At 56.2% G+C, this 12,806-nt stretch carries 15 protein-coding genes; 13 read left to right on the top strand and 2 right to left on the bottom strand.

The genetic code is table 11. The features are described from left to right. Nucleotides 1-11 precede the first annotated feature (11 nt). From greA to A377_RS0100555, 6 genes are all read left to right on the top strand, one after another. Complete coding sequence (greA, locus tag A377_RS0100580) at nucleotides 12-488, top strand: transcription elongation factor GreA (RefSeq protein ID WP_028485145.1); 477 nt, start codon at nucleotides 12-14, stop codon at nucleotides 486-488. 5 nt (nucleotides 489-493) lie between these two features. Beyond that, nucleotides 494-961: a DUF4149 domain-containing protein gene (locus A377_RS0100575; protein WP_157760651.1), complete on the top strand. Its 468-nt coding sequence runs from the start codon at nucleotides 494-496 to the stop codon at nucleotides 959-961. A 145-nt stretch (nucleotides 962-1,106) separates the two neighbouring features. Next, nucleotides 1,107-1,481: a hypothetical protein gene (locus tag A377_RS0100570; protein WP_019894115.1), complete on the top strand. Its 375-nt coding sequence runs from the start codon at nucleotides 1,107-1,109 to the stop codon at nucleotides 1,479-1,481. 84 nt (nucleotides 1,482-1,565) lie between these two features. Continuing rightward, nucleotides 1,566-2,414: a ferritin-like domain-containing protein gene (locus tag A377_RS0100565; protein ID WP_019894114.1), complete on the top strand. Its 849-nt coding sequence runs from the start codon at nucleotides 1,566-1,568 to the stop codon at nucleotides 2,412-2,414. A gap of 3 nt (nucleotides 2,415-2,417) precedes the next feature. Next, the gene (locus tag A377_RS0100560; protein ID WP_019894113.1) at nucleotides 2,418-3,353 is read left to right on the top strand and encodes an ROK family protein; all 936 of its coding nucleotides are present in this window, start codon (nucleotides 2,418-2,420) and stop codon (nucleotides 3,351-3,353) included. A 35-nt stretch (nucleotides 3,354-3,388) separates the two neighbouring features. Next, complete coding sequence (locus A377_RS0100555; RefSeq protein WP_019894112.1) at nucleotides 3,389-3,718, top strand: thioredoxin family protein; 330 nt, start codon at nucleotides 3,389-3,391, stop codon at nucleotides 3,716-3,718. A 10-nt stretch (nucleotides 3,719-3,728) separates the two neighbouring features. Here the strand turns inward: A377_RS0100555 and A377_RS0100550 are convergent, their stop codons facing one another. After that, nucleotides 3,729-4,799, bottom strand: coding sequence for a phospholipase A (locus A377_RS0100550; protein WP_019894111.1), 1,071 nt, complete (start codon nucleotides 4,797-4,799; stop codon nucleotides 3,729-3,731). Then, nucleotides 4,786-5,637, bottom strand: a complete 852-nt coding sequence (locus A377_RS0100545) for an SDR family NAD(P)-dependent oxidoreductase (protein ID WP_019894110.1) — start codon at nucleotides 5,635-5,637, stop codon at nucleotides 4,786-4,788. Before A377_RS0100545 ends, A377_RS0100550 begins: the two co-directional genes overlap by 14 nt. Before the next feature lie 220 nt (nucleotides 5,638-5,857). Between A377_RS0100545 and A377_RS11480 the strand changes: the two genes are divergently transcribed. From A377_RS11480 to tolQ, 7 genes are all read left to right on the top strand, one after another. Next, a complete protein-coding gene (locus A377_RS11480; protein WP_157760649.1) occupies nucleotides 5,858-6,634 on the top strand; it encodes a DUF502 domain-containing protein in 777 nt (258 codons plus the stop codon). 15 nt (nucleotides 6,635-6,649) lie between these two features. Further along, nucleotides 6,650-8,446 (top strand): aspartate--tRNA ligase, encoded by a 1,797-nt coding sequence (aspS, locus tag A377_RS0100535; RefSeq protein ID WP_019894107.1) that lies wholly within the window; start codon nucleotides 6,650-6,652, stop codon nucleotides 8,444-8,446. A gap of 25 nt (nucleotides 8,447-8,471) precedes the next feature. Next, a complete protein-coding gene (gene nadA / locus A377_RS0100530) occupies nucleotides 8,472-9,554 on the top strand; it encodes a quinolinate synthase NadA (RefSeq protein ID WP_019894105.1) in 1,083 nt (360 codons plus the stop codon). Nucleotides 9,555-9,623: 69 nt separating this feature from the next. Then, nucleotides 9,624-10,142 (top strand): crossover junction endodeoxyribonuclease RuvC, encoded by a 519-nt coding sequence (ruvC, locus tag A377_RS0100525; RefSeq protein WP_019894104.1) that lies wholly within the window; start codon nucleotides 9,624-9,626, stop codon nucleotides 10,140-10,142. A gap of 28 nt (nucleotides 10,143-10,170) precedes the next feature. Next, on the top strand, nucleotides 10,171-10,770 hold the full coding sequence (gene ruvA, locus A377_RS0100520; RefSeq protein ID WP_019894103.1) for a Holliday junction branch migration protein RuvA: 600 nt from the start codon (nucleotides 10,171-10,173) through the stop codon (nucleotides 10,768-10,770). A 120-nt stretch (nucleotides 10,771-10,890) separates the two neighbouring features. Then, nucleotides 10,891-11,892 (top strand): Holliday junction branch migration DNA helicase RuvB, encoded by a 1,002-nt coding sequence (gene ruvB / locus A377_RS0100515; RefSeq protein WP_019894102.1) that lies wholly within the window; start codon nucleotides 10,891-10,893, stop codon nucleotides 11,890-11,892. A gap of 201 nt (nucleotides 11,893-12,093) precedes the next feature. Continuing rightward, nucleotides 12,094-12,789, top strand: coding sequence for a protein TolQ (gene tolQ / locus A377_RS0100510; RefSeq protein ID WP_019894101.1), 696 nt, complete (start codon nucleotides 12,094-12,096; stop codon nucleotides 12,787-12,789). Nucleotides 12,790-12,806 lie beyond the last annotated feature (17 nt).

The raw sequence follows: 12,806 nt of genomic DNA, 5'->3' as shown, positions 1-12,806 counted from the left end.
GGGAATGTATGATGCAACGACATCCGATGACCAAAGACGGTGCGGACAAGCTCAAGCAGGAGCTGGAAAAACTCAAAAAAGAAGACCGTCCGACCGTGACCCAGGCCATTGCCGAAGCACGTGAGCACGGAGACTTGAAAGAAAATGCGGAATACCATGCGGCTCGAGAACAGCAGGGGCTGATTGAAGCGCGGATCAAGCAGGTTGAATCGATTCTGGGCAGTGTGCAGATCATTGATGTGACCAAGCTGACGCCCAATGGCAAGGTGGTGTTTGGTTCGACCGTCACGGTGTTGAATGTGGACAACGATCAGGAAGTGACTTACAAGATTGTGGGCGAAGAAGAGGCCGATCTCGATCATAATAAAATTTCGGTCAATTCACCGATTGCCCGTGCTCTGATCGGCAAGGAAGAAGGCGACGAGATTGTGGTCAAGGCCCCCAGCGGCAACATTGACTACGAAATCGTTGAAATTCAGTACCTGTGATGCCGATGTCTGCAAGCGACCGGAATACGGCCTCGTTCCGCGCCTTGATCTGGGCGCAATGGCTGGTCAGTGCTTATGTGGTCTGGCACTGGGCGCTGGGCTATGTTGCAGGCGGTGTGCTGTTTTCCCTGCTGCCGGCTGAGGTGGCGGGGCAGCTTATGGCGCACCTGCTTCAGGTGGCGTATTTCGGTGCCTTTTTGGGGCTGCTGGCTTTATGGGCGCTGGGTTGGCGTTCGCTCACCATTCGCCGTCATCGCTCGCCTTTTCTGTTGTTGGTGGCGTTTGTGGCTTTGACTCTGAATGCCCTCTGGGTCTCGCCCTTGATGGCCGAACTCAAATCGCCGGATCTGGCACTTTACTGGGGAATGAATTTTTCATTCTGGCACGGGGTCTCACAGCTGCTGTTTTTATTCAGTTGGGCCTTCGTGGCCTGGTGGGGCGTTTCGCTGATGCGGCTAACCCGCGCCACATAATGGAAAGCGGCTGGCAATAAAAAGAATTTATTGCGTCGTAACGATTTCTAGCCCCGCAGAACCATTTTTTGGGTTGCAATTTTTCCGGAAAAGACAGAAAATAACTCGGGTAAATAATCAAGTCCTAATATTTGGAGTAGATGGAATGAAGCAGTTAACACTTAAAACTCTGTTCGCCGGTGCGACCCTGGCGTTGGCGATGAATGTTCAGGCCGCGGATTCGGTCTATGATCAGTGTGTGGCCGATGGCAGCACCATCGTTGAATTGACCAAGGATCAAGGCACGTCAGCCGGTCGTGACTACGAGCAGAAAACATCGCTGAAAGATTGTTATGCTGAGTTGAAAGGCATCGAAGCCAAATATGGGGACGCAACCAAAGGTGTGAACCCTTATTCTGTCATGGATGCGGCCGATCGCAAAAAATGGGCTACCCTGTTTGATGCCATCGACGCCAAGCAGTTCCGTGGTACGCCTTATCTGATGGCCAACTATTATTTCGCTGGCGACGGCAGCAAATAACGGTCACTTGGCATGATGGATGAAAAACCGGCTTCGGCCGGTTTTTTTGTATCCGGTCACTGGGCAAGCCGGAAATTTTAAGGAATGGCACAGGAAAATGGTATGAATCTGTTTGAAGCGGCGTATGACTGTCTGATGGAGGCCGACCTGTCTGAAAAAGTGGCCAGGTTGCAACGGCTTCAGATTGACTGGAGCGAAGGGCGCTTTGCCTTTGAACCGACCGAAACCATCGAAAAGGTGCACGACGCAGGCCGACCGGACAAGCCGCTACTGGTGTCACCCAAGGACTTGCCCAAGCGCCGCCTGGGGTCGCGTGAAGGTCATGCCGCACTGATGCATTCGATTGCGCACATTGAATTCAATGCGGTCAATCTGGCACTGGATGCGATCTACCGTTTTCAGGATATGCCGTATGAATATTACCGCGACTGGCTGGGTGTGGCCGGGGAGGAGGCCTATCATTTCCAGATTGTACGGGAGCATCTGGCGCACCTGGGGTATGCCTATGGCGATTTTACGGCGCACAATGGTTTGTGGGTTTCGACCTATGAGACCGATCACGACCCGTTGGTACGGATGGCGATGGTGCCGCGAACACTGGAGGCCAGAGGGCTGGATGTGACCCCGCCGATGATGCGCAAGCTGCGCTCCATGGGCGATAAGCGCGGGGTGGAGATTTTAAAGATTCTGCTGCGTGACGAAATCGGTCATGTTGAGGTCGGCACCCGCTGGTACCGTTATCTGTGCGAGCAACGCGGACTGAACCCGTTTACCACCTTTACCGATCTGATCGGTGAATACTTTCATGGCGACCTGCGCGGGCCGTTTAATTTCGAGGCACGAAAAGAAGCCGGTTTCAGTGACGAAGAACTCGATTGGCTGCGCCAGGTGGACGCTCAGGCGGCACAACAGCCGGTGCCCAACGGTGGGTGAGCCATGACGCAGCACTGGCAGTTGGGCATTGACCTGGGCGGGACAAAAATCGAGGCTGCTTTGCTTTCGCCCGCCGGAGATTTGCACTGGCAGAAACGTCTGGCGACCCCGCAAGGCGATTACGATCAGACCGTGGCCACGGTGGCCACACTGGTGCATCAGGCCCGTGAACAAATTTCCGGGCCGTTTTCGTCCTCTGGTTTTTCGCAGCTTGGCTTTTCGCATGTGGGCGTTGGCATTCCCGGATCGGTATCGGCTCTGACCGGGCGAATTAAAAACGCCAACTCCACTTGTCTGATCGGTCAGGATCTGGCGGCGGATTTGCAGTCGGTGACGGGCTGCCCGGTGCGTCTGGCCAACGATGCCAACTGTTTTGCGTTGTCGGAAGCGAGCGATGGCGCCGCTCGGGATGTGGCGGTGGTGTTTGGTGTGATCCTGGGAACCGGTTGCGGTGGCGGGTTGGTGATCAATGGGCAGATTGTGAACGGCGCCAACGCCATTGCCGGCGAGTGGGGACACAACCCCATGCCCTGGCTGACGCCGTCGGAACAGCACTTTGACCGACCCTGTTATTGTGGCAAAACGCATTGCGTGGAAACCTACCTCAGTGGCCCCGGTTTTTCCGGCTGGGCCAGTCATCGGTTGGGACGGGCACTGACGCCGCCGGAGCTGGTTTCTCTGGCCGGTCAGGGCGATGAAAAGGCGAAGACCTGTCTGGAGGCGTATGCGCACTGGCTGGCCAGAGGGCTGGCGACGGTGATCAATGTGGTGGACCCCGATGCCATTGTGCTGGGCGGGGGCTTGTCGCAGATGCGTTATCTGTACGAACGGGTGCCGCAAATCTGGTCGGACTATGTGTTCTCGGATCAGGTGGTCACCCGGCTGTTGCCGCCCAGATGGGGCGACGCCAGTGGCGTACGCGGCGCGGCCTGGCTATAAGCTGAAACCGCTTGGGAATAACCAAAGGAACAAATATGAAAACCCTTGAGAGTGACGAGCAGTGGCAAAGCATGATGCAAAATGCACCAGGCCTGGTGGTTTTGTATGGTGGTGCGAACTGTCAGGTGTGTCAGGTGCTCAAACCCAAGCTGGATCAGGCGCTGGCCGAGCATTTTCCCAAGCTGGACCGTGTTTATGTGGATTGTGAGACTCATACCGCATTGTGTGCCCAGTCCGGGGTAATGAGCTTGCCGGTGGTGGCCGTGTATGTGGGTGGGCAGAAAACCTTTGAAGCGGTCCGTACCTTCAGTGTGGGCGAGGTGCTGTCGGCCATCGAGCGGCCATATTCGCTGTTCTTTGAATGAAACCGGCGTTTTAAAGCCAGCCGCCCAGTTGTATGCCGAAGCTCAATCGGTTGTTGCGCACATTGTAGTCAATCAGGGTTTCGCCATACCCGTAAAACCATTTGACGTAGGCATTGACGTTGCGATGAATCGGGTAGCTGTAACCGAGTTCGACCGCGCCTTTGTTTTTGTCGCCGTCAAAGCGGAAGTTGTTGCGCGCCATCACGCTTAACTGATGGTCATCCTGATTGGTGACAAACCGAAACTGGCTGTGGCCCATGTAGTGGGTGATGTCGGGGTTGTCGTCCTGAGCGGTGCGTTCCGGCAGGCGCAGCCAGGGTTTGATCGCAATGGTCGAATTTTCTTTTTCAAACACCGCCCGCAGGTAAACCCGGTTCCAGGAACGGGAGTAGGGGTCCGAGCGACCATTGGAGTGGTGCGACAGCCCAACATCGATCATGCGGTTGCGCCAGCCCAGAATGTCCCAGCGATTTTCAAAGCCGATCCAGATTTCCGGTTCGTGATTGGTTTCCCGAAACGGGGAAGACATGTCCTGGTTGTAGGCCTGCCAGAAAGAGCGGTTGGTGTAGCCCACATACAGGTGGTCGTTCAGTCCCAGCAAGTCCTCGCCCAGTGCCACTTTCAAGCTGAGCTGGATTTCGACTTCGAGGTCGTCCAGCTGTTCCGCGTCATTGACCAGCCCGGCTTTGTCTGAGGTGCCGGAAAAGTTGTAGGCGCCCACCATCAGATAGTTGGGGCGGTGCGACAGCACTGAAAACTGGTCGTGTTTTTGCCGGTCCTCTTCCGCCAGGCGCTGGCCCAGTTTGGTGTCTTCGGGCCGGGCAACGGGAGTCTCACTGGCAGGCGACCGGGTCTCGGCATCAGAAGTTTGCGTGTCCGTTTTTCGACAACGTTCGCGCAGGGTCTGCACATTGGTTGAGTCGTCGGCGTGTTCCATCTGTTGAATCAGGCAGTCGGTATCCCACGGGCTGTTGGCCGGGCGATCTTCTGCGCCCAGAAGGCTGGCCGGAAAAAGCATCGAGCCGCCCGCACCGCTCAGGCTGAGCAGGCCTGTAATCAGGAATCTTTTAGCGACGGCCATTGCCACCGGCTCTGAGCAAGATGGCGTCGAGCCACCGAGTGGGCAGAAGGCGTTTGAGCAGGGCAAACAGTTTGGTTGGAAACGTCACTCGGTAACGGGCACTGGGGCGGGGGCTGGAGAGGATCTTCAGCAAGACGTTGGTTACGGCTTCCGGCCCCAGAGTAAAGGGGGCGGCATCGCCTTCGTTTTCCAGGCGCGCTTCCATGGCCTGATAATTCTGTTTGTGGGCGCTGGGTCGATCCTTGATCCAGCGCAGGTATTGCTCGTAGGCATTGGCGCGAAAGCGTGAGCGGATCGGCCCCGGTTCGATCAGGCTGACGTGGATATTGGCCGGCTTGAGTTCCAGACGCAGCGTGTCGGCCAGACCCTCGATCGCAAATTTGCTGGCATTGTAGGCACCGCGATAGGCCATGGCCGCGAATCCGAGAACCGAACTGTTGTAGACGATTTTTCCGCGTCCCTGTTGGCGCATCAGAGGAATGACCAGATTGGTCAGTTCCTGGGTGCCGAAGACATTGGTGTCGAATTGATACCCCAGCGCGTCACGGCTCAGGTCTTCCACCGCGCCGGGAATGGCAAAGGCGGCGTTGTTGAACAGCAGATCAATGCGGCCCTGGCTGATGGCGCGGATTTTGGAAAAGCCGTTGTGGATGGAGACGGTCGATGACAGGTCCATCAGCACCGCGCGCAATCCCTGCTGTTCCAGATGCTGTACGTCCTGGTAACGTCGACAGGTGGCAATCACCTTGTGGCCCTGCCGGGAAAGCGTCACGGCGGCATGGTAACCGATGCCGCTGGAGCAGCCGGTGATGAGAACGGTTTTGGAATCAATGGGCATGTCAGGACTCTGGAATGGATGGTTTTAAGGCGTAACGGTTTGTGCATTTTAACAAAGACCTGGCATGGAATGCGGGGTTTGTTTGAATCGCTTTTTGGCCGACCCGCCAGGAAAGCGTCACGACCACAAACGCCCACAAATACAACGGAATCCGATATAATACCGGGTTTGAATCGAACAGGCGTCTAACGGGTGTTCGGGGCAGAGTTGGAGGGGCGAGATGGGGTTTATCAAACGCTATATGATCGCCGGGCTGCTGGTCTGGTTACCGCTGGGGATAACGGTTGCGGCCCTGATCTTTCTGATCAATCTGTTTGATCGCAGTCTATTGCTGTTGCCGTCGTCCTTGCGCCCGGAACAGTGGCTGGGGCAAGACATTCCGGGGCTGGGCATCATTTTGTCACTGGTGATCATCTTCGTCACCGGGATGCTGGTCGCGAACATTTTTGGCCGGTATCTGTTTGGCTGGTGGGAAAAAATGCTTTCGCGCATTCCACTGGTGCGTTCGATTTACTTGGCGGTGAAACAGATTTCCGAAGCCTTGTTCGGCGAAGGGGCGCAGACGTTTCAGAAAGCCTATCTGATCGAGTATCCGCGCAAGGGACTCTGGACCGTGGGTTTTCAGACCAGCAAAACCATTGGCGAGGCCCAGATCAAAACCGGCTTTGCGGAAGTGGTGAATGTGTTTGTGCCCACCACCCCCAACCCGACCTCCGGGTTTTTCCTGATTGTGGATCGGGACGAAGTGTTCGAGCTGGATATGACCATTGACGATGCCTTGAAGATGGTCATTTCCGGCGGCGTAGTGGTGCCACCCTGGCCGCAAGGAGGGTTGAATCACCCGATTCACCCTGAAAGGGAAACGCAGCAGCAGATGCAGCAGCAATTTGAACAAATCAGTCAGCGTCTGAATGAGAACAGAGCAGAGGTGTTTGAAACGCCCTCGGATGAAACGTCCTCAGACACTGATCAACGAAACGACTCGAAATCGAAATAAAAAGGAAAGCGATCGATGATGCGCACGCACTATTGTGGAGAGGTAACCGAAGCGCTGGAAGCGCAGACTGTCACCGTGTCCGGCTGGGTTCACCGCCGACGGGATCATGGCGGGGTCATTTTTATTGACCTGCGCGACCGGGAAGGGCTGGTGCAAGTAGTGGTCAATCCCACGGATGCGGCCATGTTTGAAATTGCCGAGCGTGTGCGCTCCGAATTTGTGCTCAAAATTAGCGGTCAGGTGACTTTGCGCACGCCCGAAACCGTCAACCCGAAAATGACCACGGGCAAAATCGAAGTGGTGGCCAGCCAGTTGGAAGTGCTGAGCCGCTCCGAACCGATTCCGTTTCAAATGGACGACCCGCATGTGTCCGAGGAAGTGCGCCTGACCTACCGCTATCTGGATTTGCGCCGTGAGCCGATGCAACTGGCGATGCGCACCCGTTACAAAGTGACCCGTTCCATGCGCCGTTTTCTGGATGACAACGGTTTTATGGACATCGAAACGCCGATTCTGACCAAATCCACGCCGGAAGGTGCCCGTGATTACCTGGTGCCGAGCCGCACTCACCTGAATCGGTTTTTTGCCTTGCCGCAATCGCCACAGCTGTTCAAACAGTTGCTGATGATGTCGGGCTTTGACCGTTATTATCAGATTACCCGCTGCTTTCGTGATGAAGACTTGCGGGCCGATCGTCAGCCGGAATTCACCCAGCTTGACATCGAAACCTCGTTCATGGAAGAAGAAGAGGTGATGCAGGTGATGGAAGGGCTGGCCAAAACCATTTTCCGCGAAGCGGTGGATGTGCAGTTTGACGGCGACTTTCCGCGCATGACCTATGCCCAGGCGATTGAAAAATACGGCATCGACCGTCCGGATCTGCGCATTCCGCTGGAACTGGTGGATGTGGCCGATCTGTTGCAGGACATCGAATTCAAGGTGTTTGCCGCGCCCGCGAAAGATCCGATGGGGCGCGTGGCGGCCTTGCGTGTGCCCAACGGCGGCAAGCTGAGCCGCAAAGAGATTGATGAGTACACCAAGTTTGTCGGCATTTACGGAGCCAAAGGTCTGGCCTACATCAAGGTCAATGACCTTTCTGCCGGTCTCGAGGGCTTGCAGTCTCCGATTGTGAAGTTCTTTCCGGATCAGGCCATGGAGATCATGCAGCGTGTGGGTGCTCAGGATGGCGACATCGTGTTTTTCGGTGCCGACAAGGCCAAAGTGGTCAACGAAGCACTGGGCGCACTGCGCTGCAAGCTGGGCGAAGACCTGGGCATGATTGAAAAGGACTGGGCCCCGGTCTGGGTGGTGGATTTCCCCATGTTCGAAATGGACGAAGAGACCGCGCGCATGACCGCGATTCACCATCCCTTTACTCAGCCCAAAGCCACCACGGAAGAAATTCTCAATCACGACGCGCCGCATCAGATGCTGTCGCGGGCATACGACCTGGTGATCAACGGGATCGAAGTCGGCGGTGGTTCGGTGCGGATTCATGACACAGAGATGCAGTCGGCGGTTCTGAAACTGCTGGGCATTGATCAGGAAGAAGCTGACGAGAAATTCGGCTTTTTGCTCAATGCCCTCAAATACGGCTGTCCGCCACACGCGGGCATGGCCTTTGGTTTGGACCGGCTGGTGATGCTGATGGCCGGTCGCGATTCCATTCGGGATGTGATTGCGTTTCCGAAAACGCAGTCGGCGGCCTGTATGCTCACCGATGCCCCTGGCGGGGTGGACAACGCACAGCTCAAGGAACTGGATTTGCGGTTCCGCAAACCGCTTGGGCAAAAGCCGGGTGAAAGCACCTGAACCGCTGCGCACAAAAGGACGTTATATGACCGGTAAACCCGAGCAGACCATTCCTGTGGGATTGATTGAGCGCATTGACCGGCTGGCCGAAAACGCGCCGCCGGCCCCGCCTTTGTCTGACGCGCGCAAACAGGCGTTAAAGACCGAGATTGCGTCGTTATTGCGCCAGCATCATGCCCAGATCATTGCCCATTACTATGTGGACGCCGACATTCAGGCGCTGGCCGAAGAAACCGGCGGCAAAGTGGCCGATTCGCTGGAAATGGCCAATTTCGGTGCGCAGAGCGAGTCCGATGTGCTGGTAGTCTGTGGGGTGCGCTTTATGGGCGAAACCGCCAAAATGCTCAGCCCTGAAAAAACCGTGCTCATGCCCGATCTGGACGCCACCTGTTCTTTGGACGAAGGCTGTCCACCCGAAGAATTTGCCGAGTTTTGTGCCCAACATCCCGATCACACGGTGGTGGTGTATGCCAATACCTCGGCCGAAGTCAAAGCCATTGCCGATTGGGTGGTGACCTCCGGCAATGCGCTGGAAATCGTGCGCCACCTGAAGGAGCAGGGCAAAAAAATCATCTGGGCACCGGACCGTCATCTGGGACACTGGATTGAACAGGAAACCGGCGTGGAAATGATTCGCTGGCAGGGGCACTGCATTGTGCACGACGAATTTCAAAGCCACGGACTCAGGCAGATGATGGCCGAGCACCCCGATGCCAAGGTGCTGGTACACCCCGAATCGCCGTCCGAAGTGGTCGATCTGGCCGATGTGGTCGGATCAACCCGGGTGATGATCGACGCGGTGCAGACTCTGCCCGATCACACCTTTATTGTGGCCACCGATTATGGCATTTTCTACAAAATGCAGCAGGCGGCACCGGACAAGGAGCTGATCGTGGCGCCGACTTCGCATCGGGCCGGTCAAAGCGGTTGCGTCAGTTGCGCCCATTGCCCCTGGATGGCCATGAACGGACTGGACAATCTGGCCCAGTGTCTGCGCGATTTCAGTGGTGAAATCGTGCTGGAGGAGTCGGTGCGCCAGAAGGCCCTGGCGTCGGTCAATCGGATGCTTGAATTTTCCCGGAAGAAGGGGTTGGTGAAAACCCGCTGAGGCAAAACTTACCAGGCCTGGTCAAAAGCTTGTCGAGCACGTTTGTTCCAGAACAACTGAGGGCGAAAAATGCCAATCAAACAACGTATTCTGGGCATAGACCCGGGGTCGCGCAAGGCGGGGTTCGGGCTGATTGAATCCGGGCGTTATCACCCGGTGTATCTGGTCAGTGGCGTGATTCGGGTTGAAAAGCTGACCGGCTCACAACGGCTGAAAACCATTTTCGAATCGGTCTGCCAGTTGCTGGATCAATATCAGCCCTCGGTGATGGCGATAGAAAAAGTCTTTGTGTACAAAAATCCCAATTCGGCGATCAAGCTGGGTCAGGCCCGGGGCGTGATCATTTGCGCGGCGGCGTTGCGCGACATCCCCATTATGGAATACACCCCCACCCAGATCAAAAGCACCATTGTCGGTCACGGTCACGCCAACAAAGACCAGATACAATACATGGTACAGACCCTGTTGAAACTGACCGAATCGCCGCAGGAAGACGCCGCCGATGCTTTGGCTGCGGCCTTGTGCCACGATCGGTACAGCTCCCTGGGGCTGGACCCGCAGGCCATGGCCAAGGGGACACGCTTTTGATTTCGTTGCCGTTTTTAAAGGACACACTATGATCGGGTTTCTGACCGGACGATTGCATGCCAAACAGCCACCGCTGATTCAGCTGGATGTTCAGGGCGTGGGCTATGAGCTGGAAGCGCCCATGTCCACCTTTTACACCCTGGGGGAAGTGGGCGAAACCGTGACCCTGATGACCTATTTGCATGTGCGCGAAGACGCGATGTTGCTGTTTGGGTTTGCCACCAGTGTGGAAAAAAACCTGTTTCGTTCATTGATCAAGGTCAACGGCATTGGTGCCCGCATGGCGATTGGCATTCTGTCGAGCATGTCGGCCGACGAATTTGTGCGTTGTGTGGAAAGCGATGATGCGCAGTCGCTGACCCGGATTCCCGGCGTGGGCAAAAAGACCGCTGAACGGCTGTTGATCGAGATGCGCGACCGCCTCAAGGACTGGTCGTTGGTCAATGGCGAACCGGCGACCGCTTCGGTGACGGTGGTGGACGCGAGTTCCAACAAGGATCAGGCTCAGGCCGCACTGGAGTCCCTCGGCTACAAACCGGTTCAGGCGCAGAAAATGCTCAAGCCGATTGCGGCCGACCTGACGCTGGAAGAGACCATCCGCGCGGCGCTGAAATCGGTCAAACTCTGAGCGGCAGATCGGCAGGGACAGGGTCTTGTCATTGTTTCGCGCTTGCGCCCTTACCTCAGACCACTATAATCACGGGGTCAGTGGATTAAAATGCTTGAATAACTGGAACCGCAGAAACGTATGATCGAAACCGACCGCATTGTAGGAGGGGTGGAAACCGAAGAGGACATGGCGGTCATGCCGTCGATCCGTCCGAGCCTGATGCGGGATTACATCGGTCAGCAGTCGGTGCGCGAGCAGCTGGAATTGTCGATTCGTGCGGCCCGCCAGCGCCAGGAACATCTGGATCATGTGCTGCTCTATGGGCCGCCGGGTCTGGGCAAAACCACCCTGTCAAACATCATTGCCCAGGAAATGGGGGTGACTTTGCGCCAGACATCGGGGCCGGTGATTGAAAAACCGGGCGATCTGGCGGCGATTCTGTCACGGCTGGAACCGCATGATGTGCTGTTTGTCGATGAAATTCACCGCTTGAGTCCGGTGGTCGAAGAAGTGCTGTACCCGGCGATGGAAGATTTTCAGATCGACATCATCATTGGGGAAGGCCCGGCGGCTCAGACGGTCAAAATCGACATTCCGCCGTTTACCCTGGTGGGAGCCACGACCCGGGCGGGGTTGCTGACCTCGCCACTGCGTGACCGCTTCGGGATTGTTCAGCGGCTGGAGTTTTACACCATTGAAGAACTCACGGAAATCGTGACTCGATCCGCCTTGATTCTGGGGTTGGAAGCCGAATTGGCCGGTGCGACCGAAATTGCCCGGCGCGCACGCGGGACACCGCGCATCGCCAACCGTCTGTTGCGCCGGGTGCGCGATTACGCCCAGGTTCGCGGCGACGGGGTGATCACCGCCAGCATTGCCGATGCCGCATTGAACATGCTGGAGGTGGACCCATCCGGACTGGATAAAATGGACCGGCGTCTATTAGAATTGCTGATACACAAATTTGAAAACCGTCCGGTCGGGATCGACAGCATTGCCACGGCGCTGGGTGAAGAACGCGGGACCATTGAGGACGTGATCGAGCCGTTTCTGGTGCAGGAAGGCTTTCTGGTGCGTACGCCCAGAGGGCGCGTGGTCACCGATATGGCCTACCAACACCTGGCAGCCTGTCGGACTTAAGCCAATCGGCTGCAAAAATCCTGAGTTTGGCCATTTTTTGTCCAATTTTTCGTTAAATAGCGAGGCTATTCGCCTTAAAATTGGACAAAAACTGACTCAAATCAGACTTTTTTCGCTGCGATCATTTAAGCCCGACAGGCTGCAGGGATTACCAGGCCTGGTCAAAAACCAATAATAACGCTTTAAATTGAAGGAAAACGCATGGAAAACGAATCGTTGATGCAACTGGTGCTTTCGGCCAGTGCGGTGGTGCAAGCGGTGATGATCCTTTTGCTGATTATGTCGATCATGGCCTGGACCGTGACCATTGCCAAAAGTGTGCAACTGCGCCGCGCCAAACGCGATGCACAGGATTTTGATCAGCGTTTCTGGCAGTCGAGTGAACTGACTTCGCTCTATCATGAAATCAGCCAGCAAACAGGGCCGACCCAGGGCAATCAGGCGATTTTCGATGCCGGCTTCAGTGAATTTGTGCGCCTGAAAAAGCAGGGTGTGGATGCGGCGACCGATCTGATTTCTGGCACACAACGGGCGATGAAGGTGGCCTTCAGCAAACAGGTTGGGCACCTGGAAAACCACATACCGATGCTGGCGACGGTGGGGTCCTCTGCACCGTATATCGGCCTGTTCGGTACCGTCTGGGGGGTCATGCACGCTTTTACTTCACTGGGCGATGTCAAAAACGCGACCCTGGCGGCGGTGGCCCCCGGGATTTCGGAAGCCTTGATCGCGACCGCGATCGGTTTGTTTGCCGCGATTCCTGCGGTGATTGCCTACAACCGCCTGACGGTCAAGCTGGAACAGGTGACCTCCGAGTATGAAAATTTCGCCGAAGGGTTTTTGTCCATTATCCAGCGCCAAGCACACGCGGTGGAAGAATCGCAGTTGTCGCGCTAGGATGAGAGGGGTCGCTT

The sequence above is a fragment of the Hydrogenovibrio halophilus DSM 15072 genome (assembly GCF_000384235.1).
GTDB classification, from domain to species: Bacteria; Pseudomonadota; Gammaproteobacteria; order Thiomicrospirales; family Thiomicrospiraceae; genus Hydrogenovibrio; species Hydrogenovibrio halophilus.
This window is presented reverse-complemented; position numbering and strand designations above follow the sequence as displayed.

Excerpts from the sequence above, each read along its gene's own strand:
- greA (WP_028485145.1), top strand. The coding sequence starts at position 12 with ATGCAACGACATCCGATGACCAAAGACGGTGCGGACAAGCTCAAGCAG.
- A377_RS0100575 (WP_157760651.1), top strand. The coding sequence starts at position 494 with ATGTCTGCAAGCGACCGGAATACGGCCTCGTTCCGCGCCTTGATCTGG.
- A377_RS0100570 (WP_019894115.1), top strand. The coding sequence starts at position 1,107 with ATGAAGCAGTTAACACTTAAAACTCTGTTCGCCGGTGCGACCCTGGCG.
- A377_RS0100565 (WP_019894114.1), top strand. The coding sequence starts at position 1,566 with ATGGCACAGGAAAATGGTATGAATCTGTTTGAAGCGGCGTATGACTGT.
- A377_RS0100560 (WP_019894113.1), top strand. The coding sequence starts at position 2,418 with ATGACGCAGCACTGGCAGTTGGGCATTGACCTGGGCGGGACAAAAATC.
- A377_RS0100555 (WP_019894112.1), top strand. The coding sequence starts at position 3,389 with ATGAAAACCCTTGAGAGTGACGAGCAGTGGCAAAGCATGATGCAAAAT.
- A377_RS0100550 (WP_019894111.1), bottom strand. The coding sequence starts at position 4,799 with ATGGCCGTCGCTAAAAGATTCCTGATTACAGGCCTGCTCAGCCTGAGC.
- A377_RS0100545 (WP_019894110.1), bottom strand. The coding sequence starts at position 5,637 with ATGCCCATTGATTCCAAAACCGTTCTCATCACCGGCTGCTCCAGCGGC.
- A377_RS11480 (WP_157760649.1), top strand. The coding sequence starts at position 5,858 with ATGGGGTTTATCAAACGCTATATGATCGCCGGGCTGCTGGTCTGGTTA.
- aspS (WP_019894107.1), top strand. The coding sequence starts at position 6,650 with ATGATGCGCACGCACTATTGTGGAGAGGTAACCGAAGCGCTGGAAGCG.
- nadA (WP_019894105.1), top strand. The coding sequence starts at position 8,472 with ATGACCGGTAAACCCGAGCAGACCATTCCTGTGGGATTGATTGAGCGC.
- ruvC (WP_019894104.1), top strand. The coding sequence starts at position 9,624 with ATGCCAATCAAACAACGTATTCTGGGCATAGACCCGGGGTCGCGCAAG.
- ruvA (WP_019894103.1), top strand. The coding sequence starts at position 10,171 with ATGATCGGGTTTCTGACCGGACGATTGCATGCCAAACAGCCACCGCTG.
- ruvB (WP_019894102.1), top strand. The coding sequence starts at position 10,891 with ATGATCGAAACCGACCGCATTGTAGGAGGGGTGGAAACCGAAGAGGAC.
- tolQ (WP_019894101.1), top strand. The coding sequence starts at position 12,094 with ATGGAAAACGAATCGTTGATGCAACTGGTGCTTTCGGCCAGTGCGGTG.